Here is a 16445-nt window from a genome sequence, read left to right on the forward strand (position 1 = left end):
GCGGAGTGGTGGTCGGTCAAGCGACAGGCCGTAGGTCAGTCAGTCGAGCGACAATTGGTCAGGCGAGGGGGCGGCGGGTCAGTCGAGGGGGCGGTAGGTGAGGCCGAGGGCTTCGAGGCGGGTCAGGTGCGGGCGGAGGCGGGTGAGGAACTCGTCGTACGAGGTCTTCTCCGAGCCCCAGGCGCGTTCGGCAAATGCGCTCAGGCGGGGGAAGAGCATGTAGCCGACCCGGTCCGGGCCCTCCATGTACTCGGTCCAGATCTGGCACTGGGTGCCGACGATCCGGGCCTCCTCCTCGGCAGTCAGACCCGGCGGGATCACCTCGAAGTCGTAGACCTTCTCCAGCGGCGTGAAGTGCCCGATCGCCAGCGGCTCGGTCTCCGGGTCGCCCTGGTAGTAGTCGAAGTACACGCTCTGGTTCGGCGCCATCACGACGTCGTGGCCGGCCTTCGCCGCCACCTCACCACGGTCCGGACCGCGCCACGCCATGATCACGGCGTCCTTCGGGCAGTCCGTCTCCACCATCTCGTCCCAGCCGACCAGCCGGCGGCCGTCCTCGGTGAGCACCGCCGCGACCTGCGCGGTGAACCAGCCCTGCAACTGGCTCGCGTCGGTCAGTCCGAGCTCGGTCTGCTTCGCCCGCGCGGCCTCGGACTCGCGCCACTGGACGTCCGGGCACTCGTCGCCACCGAGGTGGATGTACGGGCCGGGGAAGATGTCGAGCACCTCGCGCAGCACCGTCCGGACGAACTCCACCGTCTCGTCGTTGACGTTCAGCACGTCGTCGCTGATACCCCAGACCTGCCGTACGCCGAGCTGCTGGTCCGGGTGGTTGCCGAGCTCGGGGTACGCCGCGATCGCCGCCTGCATGTGGCCCGGCAGGTCGATCTCGGGGACCACGGTGATGCCCCGCTCGGCGGCGTACGCGACGATCTCGCGCAGCTCGTCCTTGGTGTAGAAGCCACCGTGCCGGGTGCCGTCGTAGCTGAACTCGGTCTGACCGTGCGACATCTTGCCGACCATGGTCTCGGGTCGCCAGGCGCCGATCTCGGTGAGCTTCGGATAGGCGTCGATCTGGACCCGCCAGCCCTGGTCGTCGGTGAGGTGCAGGTGCAGCACGTTCATCCGGTGCAGCGCGATGGCGTCGACGATCCGGAGTACGAACTCCTTCGGCATGAAGTGCCGGGCGACGTCGAGCATCATCCCGCGCCAGCCGAACCGGGGCGCGTCGGCGATCCGGACAGCCGGTACGGCGAAGCCGCCGTCGACCTGGCCGGCCGCGTCCAGCAACTGCCGGTACGTCGACTCGGCGTACAGCAGGGCCTCGGCGGAGCCACCGGACAGGCGGGCCCCTTCCGGCGTCACGTCGATCCGGTACTCGGTCTCGGCGAGGTTCTCCACCACCGTCCGGACGGCGTCGGCGGGCCGGGTCGGGAGTGACCCACTGGCCTTCTCCGGCGACGAGTTCGCGGGGGGCTGGGACGATCGCGATCGGTGCGGGCATCCGGACTCCTAGTGAGGAAGTGGCAGGACAAACGAAAGCTGTCAGCGAAAAGCTCGCTGACGGCGACCATACCCGCGTGGACCAGCCGCGCCACAGGTCCGGTCCACGCTCTGAGCTGCGCACAAGCCGTCGCTAGGCGCACTCCCGAACACTCCGAACCCTGCAACTGAGTCGCGGAGAAGATCGCGGCACCTAATCGCCGCCGCTGTGAGTACGCAGAGGATTGTCCGGCAGGTCTCGGAGCCTGATGACCGGCGAGAAGAGCAGGGCCCGCTATGTCAGCGGCAGATGAGCTCATGGCGAGCTTGGAACTGGCCTCGACATAGTGTCGAGGATCCTCGACCAGGGCCGGTACATAGGACATCCAGCTCACGTCGAAGAGAACGGACGCGACACCGATCGCACAGGCGATCACGAGCAGCAACGTCAGGTCGAGGACCTCTACGTAGTGCAGGACAGGAATCAGGGCCAATAACACCATTCGGGTGAGATTGGCACCGAGCATCACCCGCCGACGCCGGGCCCTGTCGACCCAGACACCGAAGATCAGCGCCAGACCGAGGTACGGCGCCAACTGCAGGAATCGCTGCAGTCCTACCTGGCGATCGGATGCGCCGAAGGAAAGTATCGCGGTCAGCGGGAGCGCGAGGGTCGTGACCTGAGTGCCGAGCAGCGACGCCGTCTCGCCGAACCAGAACCGATGAAAGTCTCGATTGCGCCCCAAGGTCGACGGCCTCGGGATCGTGGTCATCGGGTCGCCTGCAGTTCGGCGATCGCGGCGACGACCTCGCTGACCTCGCCGTCGGTGTTGTAGTAGTGCGGCGACAACCGCAAGCACCAATCGACGTCCTTGTCGGCAAAGTCGAATTGGGCGAAGCGGCGGAAGCTCAGTGCGGAGTTGATTCGCCGGGCGTCCAACGCGGTCTTGAACTCGTCGGCCTGCCAGCCGTCGATCGAGATCGTGACGAGCGCGCCCAACTGGTTGCCTTGGTCAAGAGCTCGTACGCCGGGCAGTGCGTCGAGGCCGGCTCGCAGCCGCCGGGCCAGCTCCGGGGTGCGCCGCGAGATCGCCTCGATACCGACCGACCGTGCATAGCGGACCGCTGCCACGCAGCCGAGAACCGTCGCATAGGGAAACTCCCATTCCTCGAATCGGGAGGCCGTGGCGCTCGGCCGATAGGTTCCGGCCGCGGTCCAGTCCGCGCCATGCATGTCGATGAACAACGGCTCATACCCAGCCCGCAGGAACCGATCCGACACGAACAGGAAGCCCGAGCCTCGCGGCCCTCGCAAGAACTTCCGGCAGGTTCCGGTGAGCAGGTCACAACCGATCTGCTCGACGTCGATCGGATACTGACCGACCGACTGGCATGCGTCGACCAGGTACAGCAGATCGAGCTCACGGCAATGCCGGCCGATCTCGGCGACCGGCTGAACGAGCCCGGAGTTGGTGGGAATGTGAGTCGCCGCGACCAGCCGAGGACGGTGCACCTTCATCAGCAGGGCCATCGCTTCCACATCGACACCGCCCGCCGGCAGATCCGGGGCGTGCACGATATCGACACCGAATCGCCGGCGCAGCGACAGGAACGCCAGTTGGTTCGAGACGAAGTCGTTGCGCGTGGTCAGGATGACGTCGCCACGTTCGAACGGGATCGCGGACAGCGCCGTGGCATAGGCGTGGGTCGCGCTACCCGCGAACGCGATATTGTCCGGTCCGCAACCGATCAAGGCTGCCAGCTCGGGGTAGAACTCACGAACCTCGCCGGCCCGCGCCGCGGCCGCCTCGTAGCCGCCGATCCTGGCTTCCAAGGTCAGGTGAGCCTGCATCGTTTGCAGGATGGGCGTCGCGAGCAGACCGCATCCCGCGTTGTTGAAGTGGATCACCTGTTCACAGCCAGGAGTATCCGCTCGCAGGGCAGGTAGTGATTCCCAGCTTGGCGCAGTAGCGCTACTATCATCCTTCATGAATGAGCGTAGCACTTCTGAGCAGCTGGTTGAGGTCCTGCGTGACCTCATCCGGCAGCTGAGTGCAGGAGACAGGCTGCCCAGCAGCCGGGAGCTGATCGATCGTCACGGTGTCGGCCCCGGGACGGTCTCCCGAGCGATCGCACAGCTCTCCGCTGAGGGTCTGGTCATCACACGCCCAGGAAGTGGCACGTATGTCGCGCTCCGCCCACAGCGGGCCGGGGTCGCTCCCGACACCGCTTGGCAGACGGTCGCACTAGCGGATCGGAGCATCGATCTGAGCTCAGTCAGCGAATCCGTCGGACCGGTATCGGAAGGGGCCATCCGCCTCGACGGCGGCTACCTGCATCCGTCGCTGCAGCCGACGCGCGAGCTGACTGCCGCTCTCGCCAGGGCGGCCCGTCGACCGGACGCCTGGGACCGCGCGCCGGCAAACGGTCTCAGCGCCTTGCGCACCGCCTTCGCCAGAATGGCAGGAGATGGTGCGACGCCGGACGACGTACTGATCACCGCGGGAGGTCAGAGCGCGCTGTCGATCGCCTTTCGTGCGATCGCCGGACCCGCAAGCCCGGTTCTGATGGAGTCACCGACGTACCCCGGCGCACTGACTGCCGCTCGGGCGGCCGGCCTCAGGCCGGTGCCGGTGCCGATCGACCAAGGCGGGCTCCGTCCCGACCTGCTGGCCGAGGCGTTCGCGAGGTCCGGAGCCCGTCTTCTGTACTGTCAACCGACCTATCAGAATCCGACCGGCGCTGTACTGGCGGCCGAACGGCGCCGGCAGGTGGTCGAGGTCGCTCGGGCCGCGGGAGCGTTCGTCCTCGAGGACGACTTCGCCCGCCTGCTCGGCCACCGCTCATCGGCTCCGAAACCGTTGCTCGCCGAGGATCGCGACGGCACGGTCGTCTATCTCACCTCATTGACCAAACCAGCCGCCCCGAGTTTGAGGATCGGTGCGCTGATCGCTCGAGGGCCGGTACTCGAGCGGTTGAGGGCGATGCGCCAGGTGGACGACTTCTTCGTACCCCGTCCGTTGCAGGAGGCAGCGCTCGAGCTGGTCAGTTCACCTTCCTGGGAGCGGCATCTCCGCGGTCTCGGGATCTCCTTGGCCGACCGTTGCCGTGAGCTCGCGCTGCAACTCGGCAAGACCCGGCCCGACTGGTCCATCAGCGGTTTACCTGACGGCGGTCTCCATCTGTGGGTACGACTTCCGGCAGGTCTGGAGGACACTGCGGTGACGGCCGAGGCCAGGCGACGCGGGGTGGTCGTCAGCGCCGGGCAGCGCTATTTCGCGACCGAGAGGTCCGGATCGTGGCTGCGCTTCAACTTCGCCGCGGCCGCTGATCTCGCCGAACTCTCGGAGGCGGCGCGTCGGCTCGCCCAGATCTGAGACGAGGGCCTGCTGGGTGGGTTCGATGGCCTCTCGGTGGCGGGGTTCCTGCCGCCGCAGCAACCCGATGAGAAGCTGAGCAGGTGACCCCCACCTCCTCCCCCAGCAACCACCCGACCACCAATACCACTGCGGCTGAGTTGCAGCGGGGGACGTTGCGGGTGCTGGTGGTCAGCAATGTGCTGGGCGGAGTGGCGGTGGCGAGCGGGTTCGCAGTCGCTGGACTGCTGGCCGAGAACATCTCCGGTTCGACCTCGATGGCCGGCCTGGTCGCCACTTCGACGACGCTGGGCGCCGCGATCCTCGCAGTACCGCTTGCTCGTCTTGCCCGCTCGCAAGGCCGCCGCGTCTCATTGACCGCCGGCTACCTGATCGCGACCGCGGGCGCGCTGCTCTCCATCGTCGCCGCCCAGCTCGGCTCGATGGCATTGCTGCTGTTCGCCGGCTGCCTGTTCGGCAGCGGCTCGGCCTCGAACCTGCAGTCGCGGTACGCCGCGACCGATGCCGCCGACCCTCGCCATATCGCCCGCTCGCTGTCGATCGTCGTCTGGGCGACCACCATCGGCGTGGTCGTCGGCCCGAACCTCACCGGTCTCGGCGGCTCCCTCGGCTCCTCGCTCGGCGTCCTGCCGCTGGCCGGCCCCTACCTCTTCTCCGTGGTCGCCTTCGGCCTCGGACTGGCAACCGTATGGTTCGGTCTGCGACGCCTCCAGCAGTTGACTCCGCGGGTGCGCCTGGAGCGCCAGCCGCTCGCGGCCACCTTCCGGCGGGTGATGGCGATCCCCCACGCCCGGCTGGGCCTGCTGGCGATCGCGACGGCTCACGCGGTGATGGTCGGCGTGATGTCGATGACCTCGGTACACCTCCGCCATCACGGCGCCTCACTGACGATCGTCGGCTTCGTCATCAGCGGCCACGTGGCCGGCATGTACGCCTTGTCGCCGGTGATGGGCTGGCTGACCGATCGCATCGGCCGGATCCCCACGGTCGGACTCGGCCTGACCATCCTCGCGTCCGCGATGGCCGTCGCGGCTCTCGCCCCGGACGAGGCGCACGGCCTGACCGCGCTCGCGCTGGTCCTGCTCGGCCTCGGCTGGTCGGCTTGCCTGGTGGCCGGATCGACCCTGCTGTCGCGATCCGTCCCCGAGGACATCCGTACGTCGGCGCAGGGCCTGTCCGACCTCACGATGGGCGCCTTCGCCTCGATCGCCGGTACCGCGTCGGGCCCGATCCTGGCGCACCTCGGCTTCCACTGGCTCGCCGTACTCTGCGCCTGTCTGCTGATCCCCGTCGCCCTGCTGGCGGTCGCCACCCGGGCCCGCGTGGCCGATGCCGTTGCTTAGAACGGTTTCTGTCGGAGGTCGGCGCTAGCGTGCCTGGTATGGAAGAAGTCAGCCTGCGGGCGATCACGCCGGACGATCTGCCGATCCTGTTCACCTTCTACTCCGACCCGGTCTCGGTGGCGATGGTCGGGATGCCACCGCGCGACGAGGAGGCCTTCTACGCCCACCGGGCCAAGGTCGCGGCGAACCCGGAGAACGAGACCCGGGCGATCACTGTCGGCGGCGAGTGCGTCGGCGACATGGGCAGCTGGGTGGACGAAGACGGCCAACGCCGCCTCGGATACTGGATCGGCCAGGAGTACTGGGGTCGCGGCATCGCGACGGCCGCGCTGACGGCGCTCATCGGCGAACTGACCGAACGACCGCTGTACGCCGATGTGGTGACGACCAACGTCGGCTCGATCCGGGTGCTGCAGAAGTGTGGCTTCCGGCTCCTGAGCGATGACGAGCGTGGACCCGACCACGACCCGGAGGAGTACACGCTGCGCCTCGACCGCTGACCGAAACTCGGTGGGGAGTGGGTCGGGACGGCGGTTAGGGTCTGGTCCCATGAGCATTGCCGACGGCGGGATCCCCAGTCCGAACATCTGGCATCACGCCGACGTCTACGAGCTCGAGAACCGGGCGGTCGATCCGGACGGCCTGATCGAGAAGGCGATGCTCGCCGTCCGCGACTGGGCCGGGGCGAACGTGCTCGATCTGGGCTGCGGGACCGGCTTCCATCTGCCCAGGTTCGCGGCGACCGCGGCGAAGGTGGTCGGGGTCGAGCCGCACGGGACACTCGCGGACGCGGCGCGACGCCGGGCGAAGGACTTGGCGAACGTCGAAGTACGGCAAGGAACAGCGCAGAAGTTGCCGGTGCCAGACGCGTCTGTGGACGTGATGCATGCTCGTTGGGCGTACTTCTTCGGCCCTGGGTGCGAGCCGGGCCTGATCGAGCTGGACCGGGTGATGCGACGCGGCGGGACCGCCTTCGTGATCGACAACGACGGCAGCCGCTCGACGTTCGGACGCTGGTTCAGCGAGTACTACCCGAAGATCAAGGCCGACGAGGTCGAGCGCTTCTGGACCGCCCGCGACTGGCAGCGAACCGCGCTCGACATGGGCTGGCGATTCGAGCGACGAGAAGACCTGGAAGCGGTGATCCGAATCGAGTTCAAGCCGGCGGACGCCGAAGCCATCATCGCTTCCCACTCCGGCACCGAAGTCGACTACGCCATCAACGTGTGGAGCAAGACCTACTAACAGCAAGACTTGCTGCTGTTAGGGAAGGCGTGGGGGTAGACGGCGCGCGGGGTGGGCTGCGGTGGACCGGTTGGGGCCCTAGGGTGAGCATTCGCACTGAACTGGGAGGCGCCAGGCCGGAATGGACGGACTGCTGCTCGAAGGATTGCCGGGGATACCGCGGCAGCTCCGCATCGATGTAGGCGAGCAGCGCGCCCTGGTGCCGGCCGACGCGGCCACAGCTCGACAGTGCGCCGACCTCATCACCGGCATAGGCGAGCCTGCTGACGACATCGTCGTGAAGGCAGGCGGCACGGTGCGCCTGGTCCCGGCGGAGGGCGGTCTGCTCCCGCACCTCACAGTGCTCGGCAACGTAGTCCACGGCCACACAGTGACTCACCGCGTGACCAATGACGCGGCTGCTGAGGAGAGCCGAGTGACTGCGGCTCGCTGCGGCCTGGAAGACGTCCTGCAACGCTACCCACACGAGATCACTCCAGGACGGCGTCGCCTGGCCGGAGTAGCTCGCGCCTTGCGTGCACACCCCGCAGTGATCGTGCTGGAGGACGCCGCAGGCCTTCCTACCTGGGGATCCCTACTGCGCTTGGAGCACAACCCCGAGCTCTGGTCTGTCGCTCTGCTCTTGATCACCACCGATCCAGCCCGAGCCACAGGATTCCGCCTTGTCACCGACTAGCCGCCGAGCATTCCTCGGAGCAGCTGCGACGCTTGTACTAGCGGGCTGCTCCGGCACGGGAGACGTCCTCGGTCTGAGGCGCAGCGTCCGGATCGCCGTCAGCTGGAGCAGTGCCGAGCTCCGCGCCTTCCACAGCGTGCTCGACGGGCTCGGCCCGCTCGACTACCCGGTCGAGGTGGTCCCGCTCGGCGACGACATCTCCACCGCTTTCGGCTCACGGTCCACCCGGCGGCCGGACATCGTGATGCTCCCGCAGCCAGGGCTCGTCGCTCAGCACCTGCGCGACCTGGAATCGATGCCGGAAGACCTGGCCGACCGCGGCCGCGCCCGGCTCTGGGACGAGCTCCTGGTGCACGACGGCACGACGTACGGCCTGCCGTTCAAGACCGCGCACAAGTCAGCCGTCTGGTACCGCCCGTCGGTCTTCAAGCAGGTGGGTGTAGAGCCGCCGAAGCTCTGGTCGGACTGGCTGAATGTGAACCGATCCCTGTCACAGGCCGGCATTCGCCCACTCTCGCTGGCTGCTGGGGACGGCTGGGTGCTCACCGACTTCCTGGAGAACATCCTGCTCGGCTCCTCCCCGTCCACCTATCGCGCTCTTGCGACAGCGGGCCGCCCGCTGCCTTCCCAGCAACCAGAGTTCGCGGCAGCGCTACGACTGCTCGGGACGATGTGGTCAGCGCCGGGCACCCTTGCCGGTGGCGTGGAACGTTCGCTGGTCCAGCAGTTCCCTGACGCGATCGTGGAGGTGTTCGGCCATCGCCGCGCGGCCATGGTGCTCGCCTCCGACTTCGCCGAACCGGTGGTGCACTCCTTCGCCGCGGACCCGTCCGACATCGGTCTGTTCACCTTCCCGCCGATCAGCGCCGGTACTGCGGCCCCGGTGGTCGTCGGCGGCGACGTGATGGTGCTGCCCCGACCGACCACCGACAACGCGAAGGACCTCGTACGCCGGTTGGCCGCGCCCGCCGCCGTGGATCCGTGGATCGCGACCGGCGGCTTCCTCGCCGACGGCCGGACCACCGGCTACTCCCCCGAGCTCACCAGGCTGGCGGAGCAGTTGGTGGCACCCGGTACGTCGCTGCAGTTCGACCTGTCGGACCGCCTCGGGCCGCTCGGCGACATCAACGGGTTGTGGCGCGTACTGACCGACTTCCTGGTCCGGATCGGCGACCGCGGCAGCGAGCTGGTACCGGACGCGGTGGAGCACGCGCTGGACGAGCTCGAGAAGGTGGAGGGCTGATGGGCCTGCAGAGCAACGGCCTGTCACTCGAGGTTGTCGGCCGCGAGATCAGCGGCCGTCCTGTACCGGGTAAGCCACGACGACCCGCAGGGCCTTTCCTACTTGGCCTTCCGGCCCTACTGCTGAGCAGCCTCTTGCTGGTGCCGATCGTGATCACCGTTGTAGCCGCCTTCCGCACGCCCGACGGCTCCTTCGGCTTCGGGAACTTCGCCGTGATGGGAGATCGCGCCGCACTGCATGCCGTGGGCAACAGTCTCGCCTGGGTCGGAGTGGCACTCGCACTCGTGGTGGTCGGGTTCCTGCTGGCTCTGCTGAGCTACCGACTGCCCGGCCTGACCTCATTCCTTCAGCCCGCACTGGTGATTCCGTTCGCGGTATCGGTGCTGGTGTCAGGCGCGACCTTCCGGCTGATCTTCGACCCGGCCCCCGAACACGGCACGGTGACGGCGGTGTTCACCAAGCTGTTCGGCTCCAGCCCGGTCTGGCTCGGCCCTGGCTTGTTCTGGCTGGTGCTCGTGTCGGCGTTCGGCTGGACCTGGCTCGGGTACGTCGTGTCGCTGTTCCGTGCGGGCCTCGACGCCATCCCGGACGACGTGAGCCGGACCATCGCCGCCGAGGGCGTCACCGGCTGGCGGCGACTCCGCGCACTCGAGTTGCCGATGCTCCGGCCCATCACGGGCGTCGTGACACTGACGCTGGTGATCGCCGCCGTCCGGGTGTTCGATCTGGTGCTGATCGTCGTCCCCGGTCCGATGCAGCGCGACGCCGACGTACTGGGACTCAACTGGTGGCGAGCAACCAGCGCCGGTGACGACACAGGCCGTACTGCGGCGCTCGGTGTCGTCCTGTTCGCAATAGTCGCGGCGGTAGCGGTCATCGGCGTACGAGGGTTGCGGCGCCGTCGCTGGGCGATGCCGGTCTCCGTGGTGAAGCCGGATCCGTCGCTACGCAGGCCGAAGCCGAGTCGCCGGGTGCGGCGTACGGGCTGGGTCGTCGGGTTCCTGGTCAGCCTGTTCTGGATTCTTCCTGCGGTGGTGCTGGTCGCCACTGCGCTGCATTCCCCGCGGCAGGCAGGACTGCGTGGCTGGTGGTCCACGGACGGCCTCGGGTTCTCCTCGTTCACCGCTGCAGCCAACGCCGGCCTGCTGCGTGCCTTGTTGTCGACCGTGTTGATCTCCGCGATAGCGACCGCAGTGCTGCTGGTCATCGCCGTACCGACTGCCTACCTGGTCGCTTGGGGCGGACTGCCGACGTGGCTCGGCCGCGTGGTCATGTCGGCGTTTGTGGTGCTCGCTGTCACGCCAGTGCAGATGTACGCCGCTCCGCTGCGCGACGCGATCGGCGCAGCCGGCTTGGCCGGGTCGCGGGTCGCGCTGGCCCTGGTCCACGCGGCTGCAGGCCTTCCGTTCGCAGTGTTGCTACTGCGATCCGCCTTCGCATCGGCTCCGCCCGCATTGGTAGCCGAGGCACTACAAGGGTCCGCACGACAGAGCGCAGTACTGGCTACTGTGCAGCGGACCTATCGGCCTGCGCTGGTGGCAGTTGCGGTGCTGGAGTTTGCCCTGGTGTGGAACGACTTCATCGTCGGCTTCCTGATCAGCGGAGCTGGCACTACGCCGTTGTCGCTGGTGCTGTGGGGTGAAGCGCGGCAGTTCTCGACCTCGGCCGGGACGGTGGCTGCCGCCGCTGTGGTCGCCTCCGTGGTGCCGGCCGTACTGCTGCTGACGTTCTGGCAGACGGTGGTCCGCGGGCTGACGGTCGGGAGCAAGCCATGACCTCACCGGAGTCGTCCGAGCAGGCTGCGGCCGAGGACAAGCAGGCGAAGGCCGCGCGGCGCCGGGGAGACATCTTCGGGATCAGTGCGCTGGCTTCGGCCCTGCTGTCAGGGCTGGCCGGCGACAAGTTGTCGCAGAGCCTCGACCGGGGCGGCTGGATCAGCGTCGTCGGCATCAGCCTGACCATCGGGTTCGCACTGATCTGGGCGATCTACAACGCACCGGTCGGACTGCGGAGGTATCGGGCCTGGCGTGCAGCCGCGCCGCATCAGGCGACCGAGCTGCACGCCGCAGCAGAGGAAGCCGAGCAGTGGTTGGTATCGCTGGGCTCGGACGCGGGTGGCATGGGCGCAGCCGAGTGGTTCGAGCAGAACGAGCCGCGACTGCGGGACCTACTGCTCGCAGAGAAGCCTCGGGAGGAGGCCGCGGACGACATCGCCAGGATCTGCGACGCACTGGATGCCTGGTACGTGCGCAAGCGGGCCGCCAGCGATCTGCTGACGGCCAGCGAGTACCTCGCCGCATTCGCCGACGCCTCGGGTCGCACCGACCTGGCGGAACTCGCCGCGGCGCGGGCGGCAACGGCGTACCGGTTGATGGGTGACCTGGAATCGGCGAACACCCGGCTGGGGATCTCCGGCAACATCGCGCCGGCCAGACGAGGACACAGCCGTACGGCGGCGGCACTGAGGACCCGGCGGGAGGTCGAGGGCGCACTGTGGCATCTGGCCCGGGCGGAGGCTATCCCCGCCGGATACGACCGGAACGAGGCGCTGTCGAACGCCCGGAACCGGCTGGACGACGCAAGACTCAGCAGGCCCGGGCCGGACCTTGCAGGCGACATCGCGATCCAGATCAACCTCGCGGTGGTCCAGCTGCATCAACAGGACCCAGCAGGTGCGCTGGATCAGCTCAGGGCTGCCGCTGCCCGGGCAAGCGCAGGTGGGGACGTCAGCGGCCAGGCACACGCCCTAGAGCTGACCGGAGTGGCTGCGTGGATGCAGCAGAGTCCTCACGAAGCTCGCCAGTGGTGGGAACACGCGGAACACCTGTACGCCGAGATCGACGAACGCGAAGGCCGCGCCCGTTGCCTGCAACACCTCGGCTCGGCCGCGGTGCTCACCGGTCAACTGAACAAGGCCCGAGAGCTGCTGCAGCAGAGCGAGTTGCTCCGCGGCGGCTCTGACCATCACCCGATCCTGGCGAAGTACCTCGCCGCGGCCCACGACGGCGAAGTACCGGTGGTCCCCGACGGAGCACCGCACAAAGCAGCCGCCAACTGGTTCCGTCGCCTCTTCGCCCGGCTGAAGGCGTAGCCCGGCTGCGGGGTTTTGTCGGTCGCTTCGCCTAGGTTGTCGGACATGGTGAAGGCAGCGGCGCAGACCAAGTCGAAGACGGGGAAATCGCCCTTCGCGTGCAGTGAGTGCGGGTGGACGACGCCGCGCTGGATCGGGCGTTGCGGCGAGTGCCAGGCGTGGGGCACGGTCGCCGAGGTCGGTGTGCCCAAGGCCGCCCGGATCACCGCCGGTCCGGTCTCCTCACCCGCGATGCCGATCGCCATGGTCTCAGCGGTCGAGGCCGAGTCCCGCCCGACCGGGATCGGCGAGCTCGACCGGGTGCTCGGCGGCGGTGTCGTGCCGGGCGCGGTCATCCTGCTCGCGGGCGAGCCCGGCGTCGGCAAGTCCACGCTGCTGCTCGAGGTCGCGGCCCAGTCCGCGCGCCAGGGCCACCGCACGCTCTACGTCTCCGGCGAGGAGTCGGCCGCCCAGGTCCGGCTGCGCGCCGGCCGGACCGACGCACTCGTCGACGAGCTGTTCCTGGCCGCCGAGACCGATCTGGGCGCGGTCGTCGGCCAGGTCGACGCGGTCGATCCGGTCTTCCTGGTGATCGACTCCGTGCAGACGATGGCGCACCCCGAGGTCGACGGCGCACCGGGCGGCGTCACCCAGGTCCGCGAGGTGACCGGCGCGCTGGTCCGGCTCGCCAAGGAGCGCAACATCGCGGTCGTGCTGGTCGGCCACGTCACCAAGGACGGCGCGATCGCCGGGCCGCGGATGCTGGAGCACCTGGTCGACGTGGTGCTCGCCTTCGACGGCGACCGGCACTCGGGTTTCCGGATGGTGCGCGCGACCAAGAACCGCTTCGGTCCGTCGGACGAGGTCGGCTGCTTCGACATGGTCGACACCGGCATCATCGAGGTCAGCGACCCGAGTGGCCTGTTCGTCTCCGAGCACGCCGAGCCGGTCGCCGGGACGTGCGTCACCGTGATGATGGAGGGCCGGCGCCCGCTGCTCGCCGAAGTACAGGCTCTCGTCGGTCCGTCGGCGGCGCCGCAACCACGGCGTACGACGTCGGGCCTGGAATCGTCGCGGGTCGCGATGGTGCTGGCCGTGCTGGGGAACAGGGCCGGCGCGAAGCTGACCGACAAGGAGGTCTACGTCGCGACCGTCGGTGGAGTGAAGATCACCGAACCGGTCGCGGACCTCGCGGTCGCGATCTCGGTCGCGTCGTCGTTGATGGACAAGCCGATCCACCCCGGCCTGATCGCGATCGGCGAGGTCGGCCTGGCCGGCGAGGTCCGCCGGGTCGGCGGCCTGGAGAAGCGGCTCGCCGAAGCCGCCCGGCTCGGCTTCACCAAGGCGATCATCCCGGCCGATGTCCCGAACCGGTCCAAGGACTCCAAGCCGATGGACATGCAGGCAAAGTACGGCCTGCGCACCTTCGCCGCCGGCGACATCCAGGCCGCTCTGCTGGCCGCCGGCCTCGCCTGAGGTCTGCCGGCCGGCCTGTGGCCATACCCACATCTCCCGCTCAGCGGTGAGACGGGCGGCGACCCGGCGGCCGGCCGGAACGTATTCTGGTGCCGCCCCTGTACTGCGGAGTAGGTACGCCTCGGACCCGCAGGCCCCCATGCTCGCTTCACCGGAGGAGCACTCGCATGACCGGTTCCAAAGTTGTCGCTCTCGGCCACTACCAGCCGGAGCGAGTGCTCACGAACGCCGAACTCGCCACGATGGTCGAGACCAACGACGAATGGATCCAGAGCCGGGTCGGGATCCGCGAGCGCCGGATCGCCGCCCCGGACGAGCAGGTCGACGAGATGGCCTGGCGGGCCGCCGAGAAGGCCATCGCGAATGCCGGCATCGACGTCGCCGAGATCGACTACGTCGTGGTGGCGACCTGTACCGCGCTCGACCGTTCGCCGAACATCGCGGCCCGGGTGGCGGCGCGACTCGGCCTCGGTAGTCCCGCGGCGCTCGACGTGAACACGGCCTGCTCCGGGTTCAGCCATGCGCTCGCGACCGCCGACCACGCCATCCGCGCCGGCGCCGCGTCGAAGGCGCTGGTGATCGGGGTGGAGAAGCTGAGCGACTTCACCGACTGGACCGACCGGACCACCTGCGTCCTGATCGGCGACGGCGCCGGCGCGGCCGTCGTGGTCGCGACCGACGAGCCCGAGATCGGCCCGGTCGTGTGGGGTTCGGTGCCGGAGATGTCGGACGCGGTCCGCATCGAGGGCCGGGACGGAACGTTCGCACAGGAGGGCCAGAGCGTCTTCCGCTGGACCACCACGCAACTGCCGGTGATCGCCAAGCAGGTCTGCGAGAAGGGTGGCGTGACGCCGGAGGAGCTCGGCGGCGTCGTCCTGCACCAGGCCAACCTGCGCATCATCGACCCGCTCGCCAAGCGGCTCGGCGCGGTCAACGCGGTGATCGCCCGCGACGTCATCGAGTCCGGCAACACCTCGGCCGCGAGCATCCCGATCGCGCTGTCCAAACTGGTCGAACGCCGCGAGGTCCCGGTCGGCGCCCCCGTCCTCCTCTTCGGCTTCGGCGGCGGCCTCTCCTACGCCGGCCAGATCATCCGCTGCCCCTGACCAACCCGCTGGACCGGCGGCGACGCGCCCGCGATGCAAGTCGTGAAGAAGCCGTAGTACTTCGAGTCGGCTGGAGTTCGGCGGCCGTCGGTGGGCGGGCGTAGTACGGGGGTTTGCGGTGGGAAGTGCGTTGCACAACGCTTGTGCACGATCGTTTGCACGGGCGTTTGCAAGCGCGACTCGGTCGCCGTCAAGCCGACGGGCCGTATTGGGGGCCACGCGTCCACAGCACACGCCTGAGCCGCATAGACTCAGGGACCGTGGCCCCCAATTCCAACAAGAACAGCACCAATGCGCGGATGCGAGCAACCCTCGCCGCCGTCGCGCCTGGTACCGAATTGCGTGAAGGCCTGGAACGGATCCTGCGGGGCCGGACCGGTGCCCTGCTGGTGCTCGGCCAGGACAAGACTGTCGACTCCATCTCCACCGGCGGTTTCGAGATCGAGGTCGAGTTCACCGCCACCGGCCTGCGCGAGCTGAGCAAGATGGACGGCGCGATCATCCTCGATCGCGACATGAGCCGGATGCTGCGCGCCGCCGTGCACCTGATGCCGGACCCGTCCATCCACACCGAGGAGACCGGCACCCGGCACCGCACCGCCGACCGGGTCGCCCGGCAGACCGGCTTCCCGGTCATCTCGGTCTCCCAGTCGATGCACATCATCGCCTTGTACGTCGACGACCAGCGCTACGTGCTCGAGGACTCCGGCGCGATCCTGTCCCGGGCGAACCAGGCACTGGCGACTCTCGAGCGGTACAAGCTGCGCCTCGACGAGGTGTCCGGCACGCTGTCCGCGCTGGAGATCGAGGACCTCGTCACGGTTCGCGATGTCGCCGCCGTCGCCCAGCGGCTGGAGATGGTCCGCCGGATCGCCACCGAGATCGACGGGTACGTCGTCGAGCTCGGCACCGACGGCCGGCTGCTCACCCTCCAGCTGAACGAGTTGGTCGCGGGCGTCGCCGGCGAACGGGAACTGGTCGTGCGCGACTACCTGCCGCCGTCGACCGGCCGCAAGTCCAAGACGGCCGACGACGTGCTGCTCGAGCTGGACGCCGTCAGCCCGACCGACCTGCTGGACATCGGCCAGGTCGCCCGCGCCCTGCAGCTGGGTGGCGCCGAGCAGCTCGACGCCGCGGTCACGCCGCGCGGTTACCGGCTGCTGGCCAAGGTGCCGCGCCTTCCGGGTGCGGTGATCGACCGGCTGATAGAGCACTTCGGCCACCTGCAGAAGCTGCTCGCCGCGAGCATCGACGACCTGCAGACCGTCGACGGCGTCGGCGAGAACCGTGCCCGCACCGTCCGCGAGGGCCTGTCCCGCCTCGCCGAATCGAGCATCCTCGAGCGGTACGTCTAGAACTCCTTCGTACTACGAAGGCGCGGCGCCGGCGGAACTTTCCGCCGGCGCCGCGCCTTCTCGTGCTGCCCC

14 protein-coding genes are annotated in these 16445 nt (G+C 68.7%); 11 read left to right on the forward strand and 3 right to left on the reverse strand.

The genetic code is table 11. The features are described from left to right. Positions 1 to 78: 78 nt before the first annotated feature. The 3 genes from F1D05_RS16885 to F1D05_RS16895 are packed head-to-tail and all read right to left on the reverse strand — an operon-like array spanning position 79 to position 3523. Entirely contained in the window at positions 79 to 1404 is a 1326-nt protein-coding gene (locus F1D05_RS16885) for a beta-N-acetylhexosaminidase (protein ID WP_246486762.1), read from the reverse strand. Then, positions 1362 to 2255: an MFS transporter gene (locus tag F1D05_RS40360; RefSeq protein WP_246486763.1), complete on the reverse strand. Its 894-nt coding sequence runs from the start codon at positions 2253 to 2255 to the stop codon at positions 1362 to 1364. The genes F1D05_RS16885 and F1D05_RS40360 overlap by 43 nt, the downstream gene beginning before the upstream one ends. Continuing rightward, positions 2252 to 3523, reverse strand: coding sequence for an aminotransferase class V-fold PLP-dependent enzyme (locus F1D05_RS16895; protein WP_343066610.1), 1272 nt, complete (start codon positions 3521 to 3523; stop codon positions 2252 to 2254). The genes F1D05_RS40360 and F1D05_RS16895 overlap by 4 nt, the downstream gene beginning before the upstream one ends. Here F1D05_RS16895 and F1D05_RS16900 point away from each other — a divergent pair. The 11 genes from F1D05_RS16900 (at position 3471) to disA (ending at position 16373) form a co-directional block, all read left to right on the forward strand. Then, entirely contained in the window at positions 3471 to 4859 is a 1389-nt protein-coding gene (locus F1D05_RS16900; protein WP_185448549.1) for a PLP-dependent aminotransferase family protein, read from the forward strand. The two genes, F1D05_RS16895 and F1D05_RS16900, sit on opposite strands and share 53 nt — an antisense overlap. 83 nt (positions 4860 to 4942) lie before the next feature. After that, on the forward strand, positions 4943 to 6202 hold the full coding sequence (locus tag F1D05_RS16905) for an MFS transporter (protein WP_185448550.1): 1260 nt from the start codon (positions 4943 to 4945) through the stop codon (positions 6200 to 6202). Positions 6203 to 6240: 38 nt separating this feature from the next. Next, complete coding sequence (locus F1D05_RS16910; RefSeq protein ID WP_185448551.1) at positions 6241 to 6702, forward strand: GNAT family N-acetyltransferase; 462 nt, start codon at positions 6241 to 6243, stop codon at positions 6700 to 6702. 49 nt (positions 6703 to 6751) lie between these two features. Beyond that, positions 6752 to 7447 (forward strand): class I SAM-dependent methyltransferase, encoded by a 696-nt coding sequence (locus F1D05_RS16915; RefSeq protein WP_185448552.1) that lies wholly within the window; start codon positions 6752 to 6754, stop codon positions 7445 to 7447. Positions 7448 to 7568: 121 nt separating this feature from the next. After that, positions 7569 to 8123 carry a hypothetical protein gene (locus F1D05_RS16920; protein ID WP_185448553.1) on the forward strand — a complete coding sequence of 185 codons (555 nt, stop codon included), beginning with the start codon at positions 7569 to 7571 and terminating at the stop codon, positions 8121 to 8123. After that, entirely contained in the window at positions 8110 to 9366 is a 1257-nt protein-coding gene (locus F1D05_RS16925; protein WP_185448554.1) for an ABC transporter substrate-binding protein, read from the forward strand. The genes F1D05_RS16920 and F1D05_RS16925 overlap by 14 nt, the downstream gene beginning before the upstream one ends. Continuing rightward, positions 9366 to 11141, forward strand: a complete 1776-nt coding sequence (locus F1D05_RS16930) for an ABC transporter permease subunit (RefSeq protein ID WP_185448555.1) — start codon at positions 9366 to 9368, stop codon at positions 11139 to 11141. Before F1D05_RS16925 ends, F1D05_RS16930 begins: the two co-directional genes overlap by 1 nt. Then, a complete protein-coding gene (locus F1D05_RS16935; RefSeq protein WP_185448556.1) occupies positions 11138 to 12457 on the forward strand; it encodes a hypothetical protein in 1320 nt (439 codons plus the stop codon). The genes F1D05_RS16930 and F1D05_RS16935 overlap by 4 nt, the downstream gene beginning before the upstream one ends. Positions 12458 to 12502: 45 nt before the next feature. Further along, the gene (gene radA / locus F1D05_RS16940; RefSeq protein ID WP_185448557.1) at positions 12503 to 13912 is read left to right on the forward strand and encodes a DNA repair protein RadA; all 1410 of its coding nucleotides are present in this window, start codon (positions 12503 to 12505) and stop codon (positions 13910 to 13912) included. Between the two features lie 167 nt (positions 13913 to 14079). Next, on the forward strand, positions 14080 to 15018 hold the full coding sequence (locus F1D05_RS16945) for a beta-ketoacyl-ACP synthase III (protein WP_185448558.1): 939 nt from the start codon (positions 14080 to 14082) through the stop codon (positions 15016 to 15018). Positions 15019 to 15278: 260 nt separating this feature from the next. Next, positions 15279 to 16373 carry a DNA integrity scanning diadenylate cyclase DisA gene (gene disA / locus F1D05_RS16950; RefSeq protein WP_185448559.1) on the forward strand — a complete coding sequence of 365 codons (1095 nt, stop codon included), beginning with the start codon at positions 15279 to 15281 and terminating at the stop codon, positions 16371 to 16373. The last annotated feature ends 72 nt before the right edge of the window (positions 16374 to 16445 follow it).

The sequence above is a fragment of the Kribbella qitaiheensis genome, from assembly GCF_014217565.1.
Classification (GTDB): Bacteria; Actinomycetota; Actinomycetes; order Propionibacteriales; family Kribbellaceae; genus Kribbella; species Kribbella qitaiheensis_A.

Excerpts from the sequence above, each read along its gene's own strand:
- F1D05_RS16910 (WP_185448551.1), top strand. The coding sequence starts at position 6,241 with ATGGAAGAAGTCAGCCTGCGGGCGATCACGCCGGACGATCTGCCGATC.
- F1D05_RS16935 (WP_185448556.1), top strand. The coding sequence starts at position 11,138 with ATGACCTCACCGGAGTCGTCCGAGCAGGCTGCGGCCGAGGACAAGCAG.
- F1D05_RS16920 (WP_185448553.1), top strand. The coding sequence starts at position 7,569 with ATGGACGGACTGCTGCTCGAAGGATTGCCGGGGATACCGCGGCAGCTC.
- radA (WP_185448557.1), top strand. The coding sequence starts at position 12,503 with ATGGTGAAGGCAGCGGCGCAGACCAAGTCGAAGACGGGGAAATCGCCC.
- F1D05_RS16895 (WP_343066610.1), bottom strand. The coding sequence starts at position 3,523 with ATGAGGTCACGCAGGACCTCAACCAGCTGCTCAGAAGTGCTACGCTCA.
- F1D05_RS16915 (WP_185448552.1), top strand. The coding sequence starts at position 6,752 with ATGAGCATTGCCGACGGCGGGATCCCCAGTCCGAACATCTGGCATCAC.
- F1D05_RS16945 (WP_185448558.1), top strand. The coding sequence starts at position 14,080 with ATGACCGGTTCCAAAGTTGTCGCTCTCGGCCACTACCAGCCGGAGCGA.
- F1D05_RS16930 (WP_185448555.1), top strand. The coding sequence starts at position 9,366 with ATGGGCCTGCAGAGCAACGGCCTGTCACTCGAGGTTGTCGGCCGCGAG.
- F1D05_RS40360 (WP_246486763.1), bottom strand. The coding sequence starts at position 2,255 with ATGACCACGATCCCGAGGCCGTCGACCTTGGGGCGCAATCGAGACTTT.
- F1D05_RS16900 (WP_185448549.1), top strand. The coding sequence starts at position 3,471 with ATGAATGAGCGTAGCACTTCTGAGCAGCTGGTTGAGGTCCTGCGTGAC.